Annotated in this window: 18 protein-coding genes and 3 pseudogenes; 6 read left to right on the forward strand and 15 right to left on the reverse strand. The window is 54.9% G+C overall.

From position 1 onward, the window contains the following. Nucleotides 1–131, reverse strand: a pseudogene (locus tag C492_RS25165) (PadR family transcriptional regulator); the annotation flags it as partial. Between the two features lie 262 nt (nt 132–393). On the opposite strand from C492_RS25165, the gene C492_RS07370 reads away from it, so the two are divergent. Beyond that, a complete protein-coding gene (locus C492_RS07370; protein ID WP_008421950.1) occupies nt 394–1,563 on the forward strand; it encodes an ISH3 family transposase in 1,170 nt (389 codons plus the stop codon). A gap of 340 nt (nt 1,564–1,903) precedes the next feature. On the opposite strand, the gene C492_RS23485 is transcribed toward C492_RS07370, so the two are convergent. The 3 genes and pseudogenes from C492_RS23485 to C492_RS07380 form a co-directional block, all read right to left on the reverse strand. Beyond that, nucleotides 1,904–2,638, reverse strand: coding sequence for a hypothetical protein (locus C492_RS23485; RefSeq protein WP_152424819.1), 735 nt, complete (start codon nt 2,636–2,638; stop codon nt 1,904–1,906). A gap of 61 nt (nt 2,639–2,699) precedes the next feature. Then, the gene (locus C492_RS07375; RefSeq protein ID WP_049892822.1) at nt 2,700–3,998 is read right to left on the reverse strand and encodes an IS4 family transposase; all 1,299 of its coding nucleotides are present in this window, start codon (nt 3,996–3,998) and stop codon (nt 2,700–2,702) included. A 742-nt stretch (nt 3,999–4,740) separates the two neighbouring features. Next, nucleotides 4,741–5,394, reverse strand: a pseudogene (locus tag C492_RS07380) (IS1595 family transposase); the annotation flags it as partial. 90 nt (nt 5,395–5,484) lie between these two features. Here C492_RS07380 and C492_RS07385 point away from each other — a divergent pair. Continuing rightward, nucleotides 5,485–6,390 carry an IS5 family transposase gene (locus C492_RS07385; RefSeq protein ID WP_083898766.1) on the forward strand — a complete coding sequence of 302 codons (906 nt, stop codon included), beginning with the start codon at nt 5,485–5,487 and terminating at the stop codon, nt 6,388–6,390. 1,245 nt (nt 6,391–7,635) lie between these two features. On the opposite strand, the pseudogene lrp reads toward C492_RS07385, so the two are convergent. Next, nucleotides 7,636–8,110, reverse strand: a pseudogene (gene lrp, locus C492_RS07390) (HTH-type transcriptional regulator Lrp). 631 nt (nt 8,111–8,741) lie between these two features. On the opposite strand from lrp, the gene C492_RS07395 reads away from it, so the two are divergent. Continuing rightward, the gene (locus C492_RS07395; RefSeq protein ID WP_008421957.1) at nt 8,742–9,407 is read left to right on the forward strand and encodes a helix-turn-helix domain-containing protein; all 666 of its coding nucleotides are present in this window, start codon (nt 8,742–8,744) and stop codon (nt 9,405–9,407) included. Between the two features lie 2 nt (nt 9,408–9,409). Continuing rightward, nucleotides 9,410–10,105: a nucleotidyltransferase family protein gene (locus C492_RS07400; protein WP_008421958.1), complete on the forward strand. Its 696-nt coding sequence runs from the start codon at nt 9,410–9,412 to the stop codon at nt 10,103–10,105. A gap of 209 nt (nt 10,106–10,314) precedes the next feature. Here C492_RS07400 and C492_RS22320 read toward each other — a convergent pair whose 3' ends face one another. Continuing rightward, nucleotides 10,315–10,599 (reverse strand): HalOD1 output domain-containing protein, encoded by a 285-nt coding sequence (locus tag C492_RS22320; protein ID WP_083898767.1) that lies wholly within the window; start codon nt 10,597–10,599, stop codon nt 10,315–10,317. Nucleotides 10,600–11,072: 473 nt separating this feature from the next. Here C492_RS22320 and C492_RS07405 point away from each other — a divergent pair, with 473 nt between their 5' ends. Together C492_RS07405 and C492_RS07410 are read left to right on the forward strand one after the other, a co-directional pair. Then, the gene (locus C492_RS07405) at nt 11,073–11,390 is read left to right on the forward strand and encodes a hypothetical protein (protein ID WP_008421960.1); all 318 of its coding nucleotides are present in this window, start codon (nt 11,073–11,075) and stop codon (nt 11,388–11,390) included. A gap of 93 nt (nt 11,391–11,483) precedes the next feature. Beyond that, nucleotides 11,484–11,759 carry a PadR family transcriptional regulator gene (locus C492_RS07410; protein WP_008421961.1) on the forward strand — a complete coding sequence of 92 codons (276 nt, stop codon included), beginning with the start codon at nt 11,484–11,486 and terminating at the stop codon, nt 11,757–11,759. Between the two features lie 132 nt (nt 11,760–11,891). Here the strand turns inward: C492_RS07410 and C492_RS07415 are convergent, their stop codons facing one another. From C492_RS07415 to C492_RS07460, 9 genes are all read right to left on the reverse strand, one after another. Beyond that, the gene (locus C492_RS07415) at nt 11,892–12,815 is read right to left on the reverse strand and encodes an ArdC-like ssDNA-binding domain-containing protein (RefSeq protein WP_008421963.1); all 924 of its coding nucleotides are present in this window, start codon (nt 12,813–12,815) and stop codon (nt 11,892–11,894) included. Between the two features lie 306 nt (nt 12,816–13,121). Then, nucleotides 13,122–13,472 (reverse strand): hypothetical protein, encoded by a 351-nt coding sequence (locus tag C492_RS07420; protein WP_008421964.1) that lies wholly within the window; start codon nt 13,470–13,472, stop codon nt 13,122–13,124. Between the two features lie 477 nt (nt 13,473–13,949). Next, nucleotides 13,950–14,273, reverse strand: coding sequence for a hypothetical protein (locus C492_RS07430; RefSeq protein ID WP_008421968.1), 324 nt, complete (start codon nt 14,271–14,273; stop codon nt 13,950–13,952). Nucleotides 14,274–14,477: 204 nt separating this feature from the next. Further along, a complete protein-coding gene (locus C492_RS07435; RefSeq protein ID WP_008421970.1) occupies nt 14,478–15,038 on the reverse strand; it encodes a TATA-box-binding protein in 561 nt (186 codons plus the stop codon). An 88-nt stretch (nt 15,039–15,126) separates the two neighbouring features. Next, nucleotides 15,127–16,401, reverse strand: coding sequence for a hypothetical protein (locus C492_RS07440; RefSeq protein ID WP_008421973.1), 1,275 nt, complete (start codon nt 16,399–16,401; stop codon nt 15,127–15,129). 145 nt (nt 16,402–16,546) lie between these two features. After that, on the reverse strand, nt 16,547–17,614 hold the full coding sequence (locus C492_RS07445; protein ID WP_239643401.1) for a hypothetical protein: 1,068 nt from the start codon (nt 17,612–17,614) through the stop codon (nt 16,547–16,549). Nucleotides 17,615–18,048: 434 nt separating this feature from the next. Next, nucleotides 18,049–18,636: a hypothetical protein gene (locus tag C492_RS07450; protein WP_008421977.1), complete on the reverse strand. Its 588-nt coding sequence runs from the start codon at nt 18,634–18,636 to the stop codon at nt 18,049–18,051. Nucleotides 18,637–18,681: 45 nt separating this feature from the next. Continuing rightward, nucleotides 18,682–19,095, reverse strand: coding sequence for a helix-turn-helix domain-containing protein (locus C492_RS07455; protein ID WP_008421979.1), 414 nt, complete (start codon nt 19,093–19,095; stop codon nt 18,682–18,684). A gap of 329 nt (nt 19,096–19,424) precedes the next feature. Then, nucleotides 19,425–19,835, reverse strand: coding sequence for a hypothetical protein (locus tag C492_RS07460; RefSeq protein WP_008421980.1), 411 nt, complete (start codon nt 19,833–19,835; stop codon nt 19,425–19,427). Nucleotides 19,836–20,079 lie beyond the last annotated feature (244 nt).

Here is a 20,079-nt window from a genome sequence, read left to right on the forward strand (position 1 = left end):
TACAGACGGCCGTGATGGACCTCTTTCTCGTAATAGTCCTCGAGTTCTTCTTTGATCCCAAGTCCATGCGGTTCATCTAATCCAGCGACAACATAGAGCAGATCGCGCTGGAACGCAGTCAAATCGTACATATCAGATCTGCACCCGTTACTCGCTTAAAACCCACTCGAAGGACAGTACACCGATATAGATTCTGAGCAGGCTTCAATAACGAAGAGAAGAAGGGGCGAACTATTCAGAACCGATCGTTTGGTGGGAGAGAGACGGACAACTACGAACGATCCATTGCCTACTTGTGATTCATTGCTCGAGGGATTGAATGCTGACGAATCCGATCACTCAGTTTCAGTACCTCACAAAGCTCGCAAGTTGAAGGAGTCCGCTTGCTGAGTTGTGTCCAAGCAAGCAGAGCAAGCGGACAGTGAAATCCACGAGGACCAACTCCTTAACTTCCTCGTCAACCGGCTTGACGAGGAAGTTTCTCTGAACCTCGCCAACAACGCTGAAATCGATCCAGAAGACATCTACGAGGTCCTCGTCGGCGCAACCGCCGACGGGACCTCGATCTCGACGCTGTGTAACTCCAGCGAGGATTCTCTCTCTGCGAACACGATCCTCTACCACCTTCGGACGAAGTTCGAGCCGGAACGGCTCGAACGAGTCGCTAACACGCTTCTTCGGCGAGATATCGTCGAACTGCTTCCCGAGCAGGTGGAGGTCTGCGCAGACCTCCACCTGCGGCCCTACTACGGTGACGAGGACGATACAGACGCTCTCTACCACTCCGAAGCCAAGCGTGGAACCACTTCGTTCCACGCCTACGCCACACTCTACGCGCGTGTGAAGAACAAACGCTACACGCTGGCGGTGCGCCGTCTCGAAGACGGCGACACCGCCAGCAGTGTCCTCGCTGAGTTCCTCGGTATTCTCGACGGCCTTGACACCGAGGTCAAGGCCGTCTATCTTGATCGCGGATTTTACGACAGCAAGTGTCTCACGCTGCTCCAAGCGCACAACTACGCCTACGTTGTCCCGATCATCCGGTGGGGTGAGGCGATTCAGCAGGAACTCTCGGAAGGATGGAGTCGCGTCATCCAGCACGACCTGACAGGGAAACTCGACGGTCACAGCTGGACCGTCGAGTTTCCCGTCTACATCGACTGTACGTACCTGAACGGAAAGTATGACGAGCACGGCGTAGCGCGTCACGGCTACGCCGCTGACGCGCCGTTCATCGAGACGCCACGCGACGCTCGATACCACTACAGCAAACGCTTCGGTATCGAATCGAGCTATCGCTTGTCCGAGCAAGCGATAGCGACGACAACGACGCGAGACGCGACGGGGAGGTTGCTGTACGTCGTGGTGAGTCTGCTCTTGCAGAATGCGTGGCGGTATCTTCACTACGAATACGTGGCGACGCCCCGCCGAGGCGGGCGTCGCCTCTGGTGGTGGCCGTACAAGGAGTTCGTCAATATGGTTCGGCGGGCTGCGTGGACGGCCCTCGCGGTGCGTCGGGCCGTCCCCGCAAATCGACCACCTGACGACCGGTTCCACCGGTAACAACGACCGAGCAAGCGTCTTCGCAAGTGGCAACGCTGTCGCGTCGGCGGCTGACCGCCGCCGACAGCGATAGCTCCGCCTTCGATCAGCGTTGCTCAACCGTGATCGACGACTCACCTCAACAGAATAGATGGCTCAGATCACGCTAACTGGCGATGCTTTGTGAGGTACTGAGTCTTATGCGAAGTGGCTGGGTTCTCACTCGTGTCGGATCTAGTGCTGGACATACTATCGATCCGACTTCTAGTCTAGTTAAAGTGACTATTTCAGAAGCTAGTGACCACACCGCGATAGGTTGGAGCTAATTTTGAAACCGTGCAACGGGCTATGCAAAGCTGAGTCAATTACAGGAGTATGCGGGAATCTTATCTATCAGCCCATCTGGATCGATTCGGTCACCGGATATATACTGGGAGAAGTCAGAAAGACAGCAAAGCATCGCTTCACACGACCCACCTTCGTCGGCCAATACTGCTGTCAACTCGTGTCCACAGGGATGGGAAATACAGATGAGGCAAACCGCGACCACGCCCGCGAAACTTGGATTACCCGGTATTTTTGAGGCCATACAGGGTATTTTGCACTTCAGACAGGTGTCGATCGTCAGGATACATGATGTTGAATTTGTAACACAGTATGCGACATCTCTTCCTACCCCCGCTGTCTGAACGAGTTGATTCGAAGACTGACCAAACGTTTCTGTCCTGTTCTCAACTACTGCGTCTCTGTCTTGGGAGACTCTATATACGTTGATTTTCTCCCCAGTCGATAGTGATGCGGGTGTTAGCTCTGATTTGGCTTTGTCAGCGGCGTCACGGTCTACTGCCGTGTAACCGTTTTCAAGAGATGAACTGTACATGAACAGATCTTCACTGTCTTTTGACAGCGCAGTGGCGATCTCCTCTCGTTCTTTCTCAGTCACACTACGCATTACCTCTACTTGGTCGTCGCTAATCATCACCGTGACCTCATCGACGGACGCATCAGGGAGGGGTTCCGGTCCAAAACCATGTCGCATTTGATTCTTTCCGTTCTTGTTAACGTCCACCATTAGTGCCACCACGTACTCTCCCATTAACATGATACTTACCCCGCCGATATGGCTCGGAATGTGTACAACACGCATCTGTGTTCGGTTAAGGCCAGATCACCGTCTTGAAGGCTTGAGCCACTCGTTTGTTCAAGGTGAGGCGTGATCTCTCTGGTTGGCGAGCCTCACGACGCACCAGTTCAGGAAGATTCGGTGGTGGATGGCCCAGAGCAAGTCCGAGATCTGCAAGCACTGGCTGGGCGACCGACCGAAAGGTCGTCGCCCAGCGTTCTTCTGGATACTCTACGTCCGGTTCAATCTCCTGAAACACCGCTAACAAGGCTCTGCTGACCACAAGTGTCAGCAGAGCCGCCGTTACGAGCAACTCTGCAATCGCTTCATCACCTGTCTCGAACTTTTCCAGTCCGTACCGCGACTTCAACTCCCGGAACAACAACTCAACCTTCCATCGCAGGCTGTACAAGGCTGCTACTTGTTCTGGGGTGAACTCGTCCGGGAGGTTCGTCACGTAGAGGTGGTAGTCGTCGGTGTCCTCGTTGCGGACACCGACGACGCGAAACTCAACGATATCCTGTGACTGCCTCTCACCATACTTCCGGCGCTTAAACTCGAACTCACCGGTCACATCAATGTGCTCGCGCGTGAGCTTCGAGAGTCGGTCTTGGAGATGAGTTCCAGTCAAGGAAATGGCGCGCCCGCGCCATTTCCGTCGCTCGCCTACGATTCGCGGATTCGCGTTTGTCTTCAACCGGCTCACGAAGAACCCATCGTTCTCGTCGATCAACGCGAAGCGGCGGGAGCTGTAAAAGCCGAGATCGAACAGAAAGAGCCGTCCACGCAGCCAGTTCCCCGTGCGGAACTGGCTGCTCTCATGTGTTCGTTCGCCAGTGAGTTTGAACTGTGCGAGGGTCTGTCTCGTGACGTTGTAGACGAGATACAGCTGCGCTCCGGACTGATCTTCGTGAGTTGCTGGAAATGCCGTAAGGAGCCGATGCAACCTGAACACGGTTGCATCGGCGATCATCGTATCGCGGAACTGGGTGAGTTGCGGAGCGATGGTGTGCGGAACCGCGACCTCCTCGAGCGCGTGCGCGAGGAGGTCGCTCAGGAGGGCACGGAGTTCTGGCGTGAATCGGTCATAGAAGCTGGAACGAGCCACGGTTTGGTTAGTCGCAGTCTGGTAGGCCCGCTGAAACGCGGCGATAGAGCGGGTTTCGCCGTCTACGGCGAAGCCCAAGATGAGCGACCAGACGAGCATCGTGATGTCGATCGTTCGATGGCGTTGGACGGCATCGCGCTCGCGCGCGATGCCTTCGACGAGGTCTACGGGAAAGAGGGAAGTCAGCCGGCGGCGTATGAGTGTTGGAGAGAGTTCAGGTAGCACAACCTCTCTCTACGCGGTTTCTGAAGATAAGCTCATCAAGACGCTGGCGTCTGTCGGTTTTGCTCCTTAACCGAACACGGATGGTACAACACGGTAGCCCGAAGATTCCTCACCACTTCGACTAAGCGTAATATCAACTTGTTCGGCTTGTTCCGTTCTGAAATCGATAGAACGGAACTCCTCCTGGAGTCGTTGAACTGTCGTAGTATCTAATAGGGATTGTATTAAATTCTGCTCAACTCTATTCGCAGACGTGATATTGATACTTGCGAGACTGACCGATCCAACGCCTGCAGTACCGATTGATCTAATGATATCCCTTCTTCTCATACATCTATGGCTAAAAACTCAAATGATATATGTTTAACTCTGGTATTCAGCTACAACAATAAATAAGAGTAATATCTTGACCGGAGTCATATATCGTATTAGAAACCGATATAGAAGTTAACAATCGTTTTCTTTTTTCTTGAGAGACCCCCTCCGATATAGATACCAAAATGGAACAACTACACCGATGAGGGGAAGTCTCGCAGTTAATGTGGGCAGCTGTTTTATTTTCTGATCCGTATATCCTATCCGTCGAATGTCAATACGGAGGAGAAAATACCCGATATATTGAACCATAATTGCTACCACTATAATAGACAATAATATCCGCTCCATTTGAGTTCTAATTAGGCATTGATGTAAAAAAACCTATCGGAGAACTAGATCTGGTCATATCTAATACCATGTACGCTCATCCCGAGACATTGTAACATAGGAGTTTCTCGAACCAGATGTCTGGTTCGTTGAGTTTCAGCTCAAGGAAATTGAGATATCGTTGAAGATGATGTTTTGAGACCCCCCTGAACTTTGCCAGCCACTGGCGAAGGGAACTGTGGCGGTTCTCACAGGTGTTCGTGTGGGCATCGCCGATGACGTAGGTATCGGAGTGGGTGACGGCCAGATGGCCGGCCACCCCTCCTTCTCCTCGATCTCGTCGTAGATTGTGTAATCATCGGTACAGAGGATGACGCTTCCATCACCGTATTCAGCGATGTCTTCGTCGGCGTCTTGGAGATCCTTGCATACGAGAAACCGAACTCGTCCGTCATCCCGACGGACGAGTGTCAACACCGGTGGTTTGTCTGATTCGAATCGTCCTCGTCCCTTTTTTGAGTCCGCGCTCGCGCGGACTCTCATCCTCGTCTTCGATCCCTTTCTCACCGGCTGTCACGTAGATTTCGTCAGCTTCACAGACACCGTACAGCTCAAATTCATCGATCTCCCCGCTCACGTCCTGGACTTTATGAACGAAGTTGAGAACAGCTTCGTAGTCTCGGCCAAGGTCACGAGCGATCTGAGCGGTCGGCTCAGATCGCATCTCCTTGACGATGTAGAACATCTCTTGCCTTGTTTTGCCGCCGATTGACGGCAACTTCAGACGTTCTCACAGGAAGGTTCCGTCAGATTAACCGGGAAATGGACGCCGTCTGGCGATATGGCATCGCTCAGACGGCTAGCGCGAATGTGTCGAGACCTTGCCAAACAGCACGTTGACAATCCGGACGTACCCGCCGCGCCGGATGGCGCGGACGGGGACGCCAAGTGGACACAGATCGCGTTAATTCTGTTCCGCGTCGAACTGGAGAAGAGCCTCTGTGAGACTGAAGACTACCTCAACGAGATGCCAGGTGTTCTTGCTGTGTTCGATCTCGACGAGGCACCGCACTACAGCTCGTTCTGTCGGTGGGAGCAGGAGTATCAGATGCGTGAACTGCGCCGCCTGCTCCGCGCTTCGGCGGAGCAGGCGGGCTGGAGTGGTGAAGCTGCGATTGATGCAAGTGGCTTCCAGCGCGATCAAACCAGCTACCACTACCGCGACCGAGCGAACAACTCATTCCAGTCGATGAAGACAACGATCTTGATCGACGTGAACTCACTGGCGATCAAGGACGTTCATTTTACGACGCAGAAGGCCTGGGACGGCCACATCGGGATACAGGTCTTCTGCCGGAACGCGGAAGACCTGCGTGTGTTGTCTGCTGACGCGAACTACTCGTGGAGCGACCTCCGTGAGGAGTGTCGCTCCGAGTCAACGCGACCGTTGATCAAGCACAGGGAACAGACACCGTTGCAGAAGGCCCACAACGCACGAATGAACGATGACTACAACCAGCGCTGGATGAGTGAAACCGGCTTCTCGCAGCTGAAGCAAGACGACGGCGAGAAGCTCCGCTCCCGGAGCTGGCNCGATGACTACAACCAGCGCTGGATGAGTGAAACCGGCTTCTCGCAGCTGAAGCAAGACGACGGCGAGAAGCTCCGCTCCCGGAGCTGGCACGGCCAGTTCCGGGAGCTGACTCGCAAGTGCATCGTGCATAACCTAACGCAGGCGGCGAGTTAAGGGCTCGCCGCCTGCTCCCCTTCTCCGGACGTATCCGGGAGAGGCATCGCCGTCGTCACCGGAACAACGGAGCAAGGTACCATAGTTTTGACTCATCAGCAATCGCTGTGACTGACAGCTACTGCATCTTCTGAGGTCGAAAAGCCGTCTCTAACGCCGTGAAATTGTAGATCAGCAACCCCACCCCGATGCCGTCTTGCGTTCAACAAGGCAGAGTGGTGCCAACATTGGTGTCGTTCTACAGGTAGTAGGTAGTCTCTTGCTTATTGTGCCGAGTGGATATCTCCTAGTTAGAGGTTCCNTTGGTGTCGTTCTACAGGTAGTAGGTAGTCTCTTGCTTATTGTGCCGAGTGGATATCTCCTAGTTAGAGGTTCCAACACTGAGCAGATACCGTCTCTTCTGGCTTGGGTAGTTTTCTTCGGAGCCGTCTTGTCTCTTGGTAGCGTTCTAATCAGCATTTTATAGTTTGGCTGCTATGGAATATTACGATTTTAAATTAATGTGATAGAAGGGTTGCTGGTCACTAAGCACTTTCTCTGTATCGGCTCTCTCGGTGAAGATTCGCCGAAACGAAGTGCCGGAACCGGTGACAATTCCATATGAAGTTGGTNCACTAAGCACTTTCTCTGTATCGGCTCTCTCGGTGAAGATTCGCCGAAACGAAGTGCCGGAACCGGTGACAATTCCATATGAAGTTGGTTGACGCAGTCTCAACTTCTGCGAATGCTGCGTGAAAATCGATTACCGATCAGGTGGGGGCCTGATACCGGTAACCAGGTGCAGAGTGACAGTACGGGTGACGCTGTCGCGTTGGGCTGAACGCGACACCTAGTGTTNGTGGGGGCCTGATACCGGTAACCAGGTGCAGAGTGACAGTACGGGTGACGCTGTCGCGTTGGGCTGAACGCGACACCTAGTGTTTGAGGTGGATACGTTATCAATCTCTTGCTGGTTCCTACTGACTCGAAACGATGTCCCGACTCGTAGACGATTCCTGGTAGAGTACGGTGTTGACTCGATGGAAACACTGCTACGAAACGACTGACCGCTTCCAAACCGGCTACTCGGTGGCTGCGAGTTCGCCGAGAACACGATCACCGAACACAAAATCGTGAATCACTGCTTGGGGATAGAATACCGGCGAATTCGACCACTCAGACTTCGTCTTCGGCTTCGAGTTCGAACTNCCGAACACAAAATCGTGAATCACTGCTTGGGGATAGAATACCGGCGAATTCGACCACTCAGACTTCGTCTTCGGCTTCGAGTTCGAACTGCTCGTTTTCGGCAACGCTATTCAGAACGATACTAGTGTTCGACTGCTTGATGTCGGGATCAGTCACGAGGGCTTTGATCTGGTCGTTCATATCATCGGTGTCCGTGAACTTGCCAATCGCGATGATATCGTAGTCACCGGTGACTTCGTAAACAGACATCATCTGATCATGATCCTGGAGTGTTTCTGTGATCTCACCAAGTGCACTTCCCTCGACTTTGAGCTGCATCACTGCCGTCACGTCGTACCCGACAGCATCGTAATCGACGATCGGTGTGTATCCCTGGATTACACCGTCTTCNACCGTCTTCCTCGAGATCGGAAAGGTGATTCGAGACTGTCGTGACGGACACATCGAGCTCTTCAGCTAGACTCCGAAGGCTCGCACGTCCATCCGTGAGAAGTTCATTGACCAATTCAGCATCCAGATTCTGGTAAGTCATTAAATAACACAGCAGACGTATCCTATTAGAAATTTACGAATGTCCACGATGTCACCATATAGAAGGCCATCTACTATACACAGATTTCTCGCCGAAACGAAGTAGCGAAGCGAATGCCGATCCATATGCATTGGGTGACGCAGTCTCAACTTCTGCTGTACTTTGGAAGATGAGACTACAGTAGGTTTAGCAGGCTTGTTGTCGGTGAATTCGGACAAATCAGTCTATCGGCGATCTTTCGGACCCCCTCTCAGCCACTAATTCATGTTAGTCTTAGAAGGGTTCCAGCGCTCTTCAGAGGTAGCTTCCAGTGTCGCCACTCAAAACCAACTCTTCCACGCGGGTAGAGTGGCTCTTTNAGTCTTAGAAGGGTTCCAGCGCTCTTCAGAGGTAGCTTCCAGTGTCGCCACTCAAAACCAACTCTTCCACGCGGGTAGAGTGGCTCTTTACCCGATTCCAGTCTCCTTCTTCAACAGCGTGAGCGTATTCTCTGCCGTTACGAGTGGTGTCTGTTCGTACTCGCCGGTCAATTCAATCTGCACGAGCAGATCAGCAACTCGCCAGATTCAGTAAGCAGACTCACACGAATAGTAACTCTCTTGGGTGTTGCACAGAATCATGCAACCATAGAATGTACGAAGCGTGTGGTGAGAAGGAACTCAAGGTTATCCTCGCGCTCGACCCAGGCGATACCATTTCGGGTGTCGCGCGGAAGGTCGACGAAAATCGGGAGACAATCCGTCGCGTCGTGAACCGTATCGAGGAAGCGGGATACGTCGTGTACGATGATGGCCTCCAGCTTGTCGACCAAACGATCCAAGACGCTGGTCTCGAGCTCCTAATGGCGGCAGCAGACATCTCACCACCGTCAATTTCAGAAGCGTATGTCCTCCCACAATTCGCGGGTATGGACTATGCATATACTGCCATCGATGCGGTCTACGTCTGGACCCACGGCGGTTACCAGGTCGCTCGCAACCCAGAGGACTATCCGCTGTTCATCGCCGTCCGCGAGTCCGACCTCGACGCCTGGACGGAGTTCTTCGATCGGTTCGGAATCCCGACTGCCGAGGAACGCCAGCCCGCTGAAGACCTCGATGGCGCCATCCAGGTCGTCCTCGAGCCACGACCACAGATCGAGGTTGAGATGGTTGATGGACGACCCGTCATCCCACTCCAGGAAACCGTGGCGTTCGCAAACGAGTACTATGCGACCTTCGAGTCCGCACTCGACATGCTCGGTCGCATGTACGACGACATCGACACTGACACGAGCTACCGTATGGAGCCAGCCTAAATATGAGCCAGGAAGACCGCAGTGAGGCACTCATCGAAGTGCTCGAAGAGCTAGAGCAGTCTGATATCGGGTTCATCCTCGTTGGTGGATACGCGATCAGTCAGTTCGAAACGCGATTCTCGACTGATCTCGACCTCGTCATCGCCCCGGATGACTACGATGAAGCCGTTGCATTTCTCGAAGCGCGCGGCTTCGAACGTCAGTCTGACCTCGAAGTGCCACCGGAGGAGACAATCTACAATCGTGAAATCGAACTCTTCGAACGAACCGAGGGACTACCTCACCCGGTTGGTGTAGATCTCCTTGTGAACGGCCTCGGTTGCCGACAAACCAAGGCAGAGTGGTCGTTCGACTATCTGCGCAAATATAGTTCCCCGACGACAATTTCAGGCGGAACTCGGTCGACGACCGCACGAGCAGCTGATGGAGAAGTGCTTGCCGCGGCCAAGCTCCACAGTGGTCGGAAAACGGATCTCGCTGATGTCCTTGCTGCAATTCCGTCAATCGACCTCGACATGGTCGAGACGCATCTGTATCGCGGCGATATTGGTGCTCTTCGGGAACAGCTCAGTGATGCACAAGCGTTCATCGAAGAGGGTGGGCTCGATCATCGGTTCAAGAGTATGTTCGGCCAATCAGCAGCTTCGGCCGAGGATATCGAGGCGCTCCTCGAGTTTCTCAAGCGACAGCAGACGTGAATTCGTCCGCTACTGCCTGTCAAACTCTATAGTACTCTCCGGAAGTCTTTGCTCATAGCTACCGGTAAACCAATAATGACCGACAGATAGCGGCTGGTTCTGTTGGTCCGTAGGATGAAGATTTCCAGACTCTACTAGAATCTGTACTAGCCTACTGTGAAACAAGAACCATCGTTCTCCGAGAGGACTGCCGGTCCTATGCCTCCGATTTACTCAGGTTGAACGACCTCAATATCGCCAGCGCCGGAGACAACGACATCGTAGCCAGCATACTCAAAAGAGATCGACTCCAGACCGGGGCTCCTCTCAGCGCCGACCAGATCGTTCAACGCCTCCGGATTAATGGCGTTGCCGAGGGGTGGCAACTCAAGTGGATCTGTTCCAGCAGCATCAGCAACTGCGGAAACGACTGCAACAACGGGTGTCGTCTCATGGTAGGGTCTCTGTTCCGACGATGGAGCACCACTTGTCTGCTGAACAGGTGAATTTGGCATAGCACGGACTGCCACATCCCTGTATAAATTGCTTCGTAAACAGCCGACCCGTTCTCAGTGATCGTTTATCGGGGTTGAGTACGTCAGCCCGGCGTTCACAGCTAACACGTCGGGGGCCAACCCCAAATATCGCTTCGAGCCCGTAGGGCAAGCAAGAGATTGATAATGACTCCAACGAGTATTCCGAGTGTCGCGCACCNCGGGGGCCAACCCCAAATATCGCTTCGAGCCCGTAGGGCAAGCAAGAGATTGATAATGACTCCAACGAGTATTCCGAGTGTCGCGCACCACCCAACGCGACACCGCTGCTCAGCACCCCACCCTGCACCTGGCCACCGGCATCAGCTCCCCACCTGACCGGTGGCCCGTTTGCAACTCCTTCCATCCTTTCCGAAGACGTCTCCACAGGCAACCTAATTCAGCGACTGCAACAAAGAGAGGGTCTATTTGTACAGGCCTCAAATGAGAATCCGATGTCAAGCGATTCGGATCCGTCTCGAGAATATCCCTTTGGGTCCCCAATTGATCTGCCTTCAACGTTCGAGGGGCTCAGCATCCAGTATCTGGACGTCAATGAGACCCGTGCGCTCGTGATCTACCAGACTGCAATCCTCAATCTCGAGGTCCTCGAGGGCGGACTCTCGGCTGCAAGTCGTATCGAACTCGAAGTCTACGAAGAGCCTCGAGAGGACTACTCTGCAGACACGGAGAAAAGCAGTGACTCAGTCGTCGACTCCCTTCTCGACCAGCTTACTTCTGTGACTAACTCATCGCTTTCAAATAGAAACTAAACCAGAGGATACAGTTCCTCTCAGAATTGTAGCTCGAGGCTGGCAGTCGCATACGACAGGGATAACAATATACAGGTACAAGGATACGTCACCATGGACGATCTTACAGGATTCCAGCGAGACCTGCTGTACGTCATCGCAGGCGCCGATCAGCCATCCGGCCAGGACATCAAAGACGAGGTTGAGACCTACTATAGCACCGAGATCAACCACGGGCGGCTATACCCAAATCTCGATACCCTCGTCAACAAAGAACTCGTCGAGAAAGGCGAGCTCGATCGGCGAACGAACTACTATGCACTCGCAGATGAAGGGGAGGAAGCCATTGAGGAACGCCGTGAGTGGGAATCACAGTACGTCGACCTCTAACTCGGCCGTTGTCCAATCAACATACCTGGTTGTGTAGATACCTACCCATCCGAATTAACCGGAATAGCAGAGGAATCTCGAGAAGTCCAGACTTGAGGGGAGAGTACACGTCACCTCGGGTATCGTGTGGTTTCACCTAAGGGTTTCAATCAGCTCTTGTGCCGTCTGACTGATTCGGTCGAGTCGGCTCGTAATCGCCTCTGCATCGTCACCGTTCCACGCCGCGAGATAGAACGCCGACCCGCTCATATCTAACTCAAAATACCGGCCGACGACGTAGGCGACAGCTTCAGCTTCGACCTCGCGTTTCGATCGTTCGGTGTCGTCTTCGACGTCGAAATGGAGCAGTGCATGAGCGTACTCGTGGATGAGCGTGCTCGCGAGGTCAGCCTGATTCTCTCGGTCTTTCACCTCGACTTTCGGCTGCATCGTCATGAGACTGCGCTGTTTGCAGACTCCCTTTGCTTCTCCGTAGTTCCATTCTTCAGGAGCAACGATCCGAGTCTCGACACCCAGCGAATCTGCGCTGTCGAGGAGGGCTGGCACCAGTTCCCCGGGATCACCAGCTGCTTCGGTCTCGAGGTCGGGCAAGGGTTCTCCCTCGGTCTGGGAGATATCGAAGACAGACGCAGGTTTGAACCCAACAAGGCCTTTCGACCACTCTTCCGGCGGTGTCTCGTCATACTCACAGTCACTATTATCGTGGTAGCTCGGCGAGTTTTCGCACTGGGGGCACTGCTTCGTGATGATAGGTACCCAGATCCAGATCGCGCTTTCGCCTTCCCGGACGTGTCGATCGAACTCGTTCCGCCACGTGTTGTATCCCGCAACTCGACTCGCCTCTGGACACTGGAGTTTGATCAGCAGAGTGTTGCGGTGGGAATAGCCGTGGAAGCGACTCTGGACGTCGAGCCACTCCTGGAACTTTACGCTGGCCGCTGCCTCCTCGACGTCATCGGAAAGGTCGGCAATCCATGCTTCGATCGTGCCGTTCATCTCGTCGCTTCGTGTCTCTGTTTCGCTGAACGAGACTGTCGCCTCTGTGTTCACAGACATTGGAATCACGCTCTTGACGCTCTCGCCTGCTCGAAAGCGCCTCNGTCTCTGTTTCGCTGAACGAGACTGTCGCCTCTGTGTTCACAGACATTGGAATCACGCTCTTGACGCTCTCGCCTGCTCGAAAGCGCCTCACCCCTCTCAGGGGCACAACAACACCACCGGGTGGTGCACACCACATTTCGAGTGAACTCCGGCCCACGGTGGGGGAAAGGCGCTCCACTCATCAACGATATCTTCGAGCCGGTTCCGCATCCGGTGCTCGAGGTCGCATTCGTGCGAGCAACATGAACCTGCAGGGCCGTGTTAGTGGGCGGCCCAACCGAAGAAGAGCCAGACGTCACCGTATTTGCCTTCGAGGCCGTGCTGTTCACGATACCGTTTGGCGGTCTCCGTCCCGGAACAGTTGATCGCTCCGGCGGGACCACGCTTGCGTTGAATCCGTTGATCTGCTTGGTCGATCAGTTTACGAGCGACCGTCAGTTTCTGGCGGCCCCTGTGCTCGCTCTCAGGGATAACTGTGAACGAGGATTTCTCAGCGATCGTTCCCGTATACCCAGCGTGACCGTGCATGTGCTTCGCATCCTCGACGGCGTTGCTGAACGCCTCGTCGGCGGTTTTGCCGAGCGCGAGCGTTTCGAAGGTAACGGCCCCCATCAGTGGTCCCCCATCTCGCGTTCAATCCGGGCCTCGCAGTGGCAATCAGGATCAACGGGCAGTTTAGGCTCATCAGGCACGCAGTCTGCTGGACGGACGCCCGGTGGCAAATTGTCAAGCATCAGTTCTCGCCTCCGCTCACGGTCTGTGCTGTCTTTTCTAACTGTAATCCCATCTCTGAAATCCTCCACCCCTCGCAGAAGGAATACCAACACTACTGACGTCTGATCAGGGATCCATAGTTTTCCATGCCTATGGACGGTACAGACACCGTTCGCACTCGAGGACCTGCTCTCCGTTCTTATTGAATCGGCCGGTTAGCACGGCTGCTTCACAGCGCGGATACATATCGCCGTGAGTGGACTCACCACAGACTGGCGGATCAGGAGTCGCTACAACCAACGCAAGGACGCGTGTTCTTGCATTCAACCAGGTTGTGGTTCGTTCGAGAGGGGGAGGTGAGGGCCCTCAGACGGATCACTCATTGTTCTCCTTGGGAGCCTCAAAAAGGAACTGTGCGCTTGCGTCCTCGCCTGTGAGCGTCTGCTGATCGGCAGCTGTATCCGCAAACAACGATGCCTGATCAGTGTCGCTACCCTCCAACTGACGAACTTCAACGCGGTCGTCAACGCCGAACTCTGTAGCGGCGGGGCGATCAAGACGGGGCTCGACGTCACGATGGCTGACATCGGCACCGAAATCCTCGAGCGAGGTTTCGACGCTCTCTTCGGTCAGTTCGAGTTCACCGTCGTCGGTAAACGCGGCTTGGTGCTGGGTCGTGATCTCGGGTCGATCAGTCATGTGAACGAATCCTCCATCCCTCTCGGGGATCGACCAACACCATCGTACGCAAGCTACTGAGGGCTGCAGGACTTGCTGGTTACTGTTCCTCGCCGGCGAGACGAATGATCGAAGAACGATCCAACCACGCAATCTTCAATCCGCGTGTCATTCCGGTTTCAGGAAAGAACAGGAAAAATCCTCTCCAAACTCACCAGTCAAGCGTCATTCGAGAAGCCCGAGATCGGTCAAACGCATCTGAACGGACTCAATCGCGTCTTCAGCATCACTATGCTGGGTTCCACCAGTGATGACAAGTTTGCCACTCCCAAACAACAAGACGACCGCATCCAAGTCATCGGGTCGATAGACTAGCCCTGGGAACTGTTCAGGTTCGTACTCGACGGCCTCCAAGCCCAGTCCGATTGCGATCGCGTTGAGGTTGAGTCGCGTTCCGAGATCGCCACTGGTCACCATATTCTGAAGGGTCACCCCCGGATCGGCAGGAACCTGGAGCCCGAGTTCACGAAGTTTGTCAAGCGTCAGTTCGACTGATTCAGTCAAATCCTCAACAGAGGACGCACCTGTACAGACGACCTTCCCCGAGCGAAAAATCAGTGAGGTCGCTTTCGGGTTTGTTGTTCGCGAGACCAGTCCCGGGAATTGGTCCGGATTATATGAGACTCTATCAAGATCGTCGGCAAGTGATTCGAGGTCGAGTTCTTGTTCGAGGCTCGTTGATCCGACGACATTTTCGACCGACAGCGTCTCTGTCAGATCTCCCATCCCTTAGTTTGCGATTGTACTAAATTGATACATAATTCTACTGTTTCCTATTTTATGCGGAGCTCTCGCAGCGGGCAGCTCTATCAGATCACTCCATTGCGGTCTGGAATCGGTCCCGAAGTGCTTCTTCGCGGGTTTCGAACTGTTCGACGTCGGCCTGGATATCCGCCGTCGCCTGCTCGATCCGAGCCAGCCCGCACTCGCCTTCGAGTGCTTTTTGCTCGCCTTCCGCGTTCTCTTGGTTTGTCTCATAAGCGTGTTCGACCTGTTCGATTGTTCCCTGAGGGTTGAACAGGATATCGTTCGCTGTTCGCACGTACGCGTCGAGAGAGCCGCCCTCACGGCCACGGAAGAAGTGTGTGAGCGCGTAGGTTGCCCCCGAGTGTAGCGTCCACAAGTCGATGATGAACGGATCAGTAGCGTTCGCTAGCGCATCATCTGCGGCTCGCTCGGCGAGGTAGTCGGGAAACTCCAACAGTGTGTAGAACTCCTCAATGGTGAACGGCAGGTCAGTAAAGTCGAGGTCAATCTCCTGGGCGTCCTTGATGAACCGCACGAGGTCGTCGGCAACCAGTTCAAGCTGGGTGAGGATCTGTTCCCACCAGTCTTCGAAATCGCGAACATCGCCGACGTGTTTGACGATCTGCTTGTCCGTGAGCGCCCGCATCGAGTTCGAGCACTTGCCGTCCTGGGCGAATCCCTCAACGTACACCGCATGGCCACCGAAGAAGTCATATCCGGAAGTGACGCCCATCGTGATCGGTTCACGATCGGCTCCAGGGAGGGTCGCTTCGAGACCGTCGAACATGATGTCCATATGGACTTCGCCGCCAGCTCGGTACTGGCGAATCTCGCCGAAGATTATGTCCACAAACGGCGTCCCGTCGAGTTCCGAGTCTCGAAGGAGCGGTTCGAGGGGAGTGTAGACCGTCTGTGGGTTGAGGATGGTATAAGAGTCAGTGGGCACGTGGAACAGGGGATCGACCTGCCCCGAATCCGATCCAGGCATGGAACCGCCGTCAGCCCGTGTACAGTCACCGAGTCGCGATGGTTCAACAATGGCGTTAAACCGGTCAGTTTCGACCCACTGCCCGGTAACGGGGTTCTTGTAGGCAACCTCGGTATCNCCGAGTCGCGATGGTTCAACAATGGCGTTAAACCGGTCAGTTTCGACCCACTGCCCGGTAACGGGGTTCTTGTAGGCAACCTCGGTATCGATCGCTTGCGGAAGGTCGCGGATGGCTTCGGCGAACGACGGGGGACTGTCACTGACGTCGTGACTGCTTGCGTACCAGTCGGGAAGCTGTGTGTCTGCTCGGCCGTCAAGCCCTGCGAAGACCGTAGTGGTGTCTGGCTGAGTCATTGAAACTACCTCGCGATTATGAATCGACGCTCGCCGACTACTCTCAATCTCCCTACATCCCTCTCGGGGGGTGATCAAACACCACAGGCGGGAGAGGAGTAAGCTATTTAACGGCCAGAAACGAGAAGAGGGGGTTAGAAGGGGTTCACCGCGACTGCGAGTCGGCTGGTTCGCTGTCGGGATTCGGGCCGTGCTGGGGTATCTGACACCGGGTACACTCCCAGATCGGGGTGTCGTTGAACTCGGGGTGAGGGACTTCGTTCCAACCGGCAAACCTGTGTCGTGTCGCCTCACCGCAGTCCAGACACGCGAGCGTCCGGCGTGTGCGTCCCTCACGGGATGGATTGGAAGGCTCTGATCGAGAGACCTGCTCGAGGGCAATTGCGGGGACGATCCAGGTCGGCGCCGGCCCGTCACTGGCGTCGATCGTATCCCACTCGAGGCGAGTCCGGTCGAGCGTGCCTCCGGCGATCAGCTGGCCGACTTCTTCAATGTCGGTGATCGGCTCGCCGTCGGCGTCGAACAAGACGGGATCGAGCGTCGGGCGGTTGTTCTCGGTGTGGCCGTCTTTCGCTCGGAGATAGTCGTGGCCGGCGTTCTGTCGGATGGTGTCGAGTTGACGTTGGCCGGGGATCGAGTCGATTGGGGCAGCAGCGGGCAGCTGCCCCCACTTACGAGCGAAGCGATCTACGAGATCATCATCGAGGCCGGCGACGAGTTCGCACTCATCGATGTCGTCGATCAACGGCGTGGACGAGTCCTCGGCGATATCCTCGAACACGGTTTTGGCGATACAGACGGCGTTGGCTTCGCTGCTGGCGTCGATGAGGACGTGAATAACGCCCGTGGCCTCACGATCGGTGTCGGTGTCGGCCGCCTTCTCGTACTCGACCTCCTTGGTGAGACAGAAGTCGCATTTCGTTCTGCCAGGATCGAGCGGGGCACCACACGCACAGCGGTGTTCGGTTGATTTTTCATCGTGGGGTCCCGGGCCGGGCGTATCCGGGTAGCCCATATGGTCGTCCACGAGTGTATCATCACCGCGCTCGTAGCCGCCGGTATCGATAGCGGTCGAGTTCGTTGGATCGGGCTCGATTCGGCCTTCGCCTTCGGGGTCGAACTCCCAGCGGTCGTCGTCGTAGTAACTCATAGGATATGCTTCGTGTTGGAGTCTAGTTAATCTCTGGAAATCATAGTGGAAGTGAAAGCACACCAATCATTATTGGGAAGTTACATATAGTTACTCCACGCACCGCAAATTGTCTCCCTCGTGGGGTAACGGCATAATGCGACGATGGCCTTTGAGAATCGGCGTGCTGTCGAGAGATATTGTTCAGTCTACCTCAAAGGAGGAGAGCGTTTGCGGACTATTCGGATTCTCAGTTGCGTTCGGCTGTTGGGCGCGTTGGCATCCTGGAGGCCGTCCGTCGGCGCCGGACGAGCAGGGCAGTTCGGGAAGAACATCCGAATCAAACGTCTCCTATCTCGTCAAGCGTGGCTTCGATCGTTACCGGGTTTGTATCGAAGGGAACGTCGTCGGGGATGGTCGAACGAGCGCAGATGACGGCGGGGTCTGTCCATCGAAATGTCCTCCTCTCAAGAGGAGCGATCATCACACAGGAGTCACTACAGCCGGTGTGCCTGTAGCTACGGGAGTGAGGCGAGAAACTCGCTGAGTGCACGTAGGAGGCTTTGCTCTAGTTCATCCTGGCTAGAGTCCTCGTTACCCTCCCATTCGAATAACTGGTTGCGGCGATCGACGAGGAGCATATAGTGGGCCATCATTCCGTCAAACGGTTCGTCTTTTGGATCGAGCTGTGGGTACCTCCGTTTCAAGATGTACGTTTTCTCGCGGTATTCTCGGTGATCAAGATATCCTGCCTCCCACTCGTGTCCGCCATCAGCGTGCTCGAAGACGCCAACAATGTGCGTCGCTCGATCAGCATAGATTTTGAAATGCGTGGTCCAGTTCTCCCATGCCTCGAGCGTGTCGTCGAGAAGGAAGGCATACCCATCATTATAGAGGAACTCGACCGTTTTGTCGAGTCGGGAGCGTTCTTCGGAATTGTAGCTTCCAAGAACAAAAAAGGACTGTTCAGCGGCGATGACGTCGAGAACGTCCGTATGGAGAGCGCGGCGGAGGGAGCGGTACTCCTCGATACTGAGTTCGTCTTCGTCTTTCTCCGAGTACGTGAGTGTATCTTCGATAAGGTGGTGAAGGTGAGTCTTCGACATGATGAGGTGAGTGTGAAAGAGTATTAGTCTAACAGTTCCATCGCCTCAGTCCTGATCTGGGCGTGGGGCTGCTTCTGCCTCTTGAATCTCCTCGGGTTTCTCAACACGATCGTAGATCTCTTTCCAATGGTCCTCGATAAAGACGTTATTCTGATCGAAGATCTGTCGAGCCGTATCGCTGATCGCGTAGAACTTGCTCGGTTGGCCCTTCGTCCGCTGACCAGGAGGGATTTCAACTGGTTCAACGATTCCTCCGTCGATAAGTGCCTCAAGATGCTGGTGAATCGTCGTCCGGTGTAGCCCAGTTGTGAATTCTAACTCCTTCATCGATGGAAGCCCCTCTGGGTGGGCGACGATATCTGCCACGATATCCCGCCGTGATTCTTCTGCCAGGGTTTCGGCGACGGCGAAGAACTGTTGAGCGTCCTGCCCTTCAGTCGCCGGTGGTGTGTGGGACATTTTCGCTCGGATCTTGGTTCTCCAGCTCTATAACAATGTGGGTAGAGAGCAACATCGTCCTTCTTGGGGAACGCTTGATACCATGATCGGGATGCAATTCGTCTATTTTTATCCGCCTTTACCCCTCTCAGGGAAGAAAACAACATCACCTGCGTGCGGTCACGTCGGACTGGACGGCCCGTGGCTATCTGGATTGTCACACGAACAGCCGATCGCGGCGATATCGCCACACTCAGGACACTCATAGATCGGGATTACGTCCAAGCCCCGCTGGGGCAGCGGTCCTTCTTTCGGCCCCTTGTAGCCACACCTGGAACAGTGAGATCGACTCATTGCTCTCGACGCGTTTCCTCGCGGACCCAGTGGGCCGCCTGCTGGTGGTCGGCAACCAGTTCGTGCGGTGTGGTTTTTCCGGTGAGCAGCCGACCCGTTTCCACATCGGTCACGACGTCGGAGCGAGCGGCTGAAGCCATCGTTGCCGCCCACTGATGGGAGTAGGCGTCGTGTTCGTGGTCGGGGGCATCTTTGGGAAGACGGTCAGCCTCGAGCTCAGTCAGACGTAGGAGCGCCCGCGCACTCCAGCAGCCGAACGTAGTGGCGGTGAACCGATCCGACTGGTGAACCTCGGCGTGGAGCTGCTCGGCGCGGTCACGGATGCTCGCGGCGGGGTCCACCTCGTCGCTCTTGGTAGCAGGCTGTTCACCGTCCGATTCGGCATCAGTTGTCGGTTGTGTGCTCATTGTCACTGGAGACGGTGGTATCGTTTTCAGAGTGTTGTACGTCTTCGTCGACGGTTCGCTGGTAGACTTCAAGCAGTGGCATTGGGACTCTCCTGGGGACGAATGACTGTCTTCAGCTCGCCTCCCGCCCCCCTCTGGGGGCTAACCAACACCATTGAGCGGTGCGGACTCGCTGGCGGCCGTCTACAGAGTTACTCCACATTGTCTAGACGTGATCGAAGCGTGGGGTAACTCATGAGAGAGG

Origin of the sequence: Natronococcus jeotgali DSM 18795 (assembly GCF_000337695.1) — an archaeon.
Lineage (GTDB): Archaea > Halobacteriota > Halobacteria > Halobacteriales > Natrialbaceae > Natronococcus > Natronococcus jeotgali.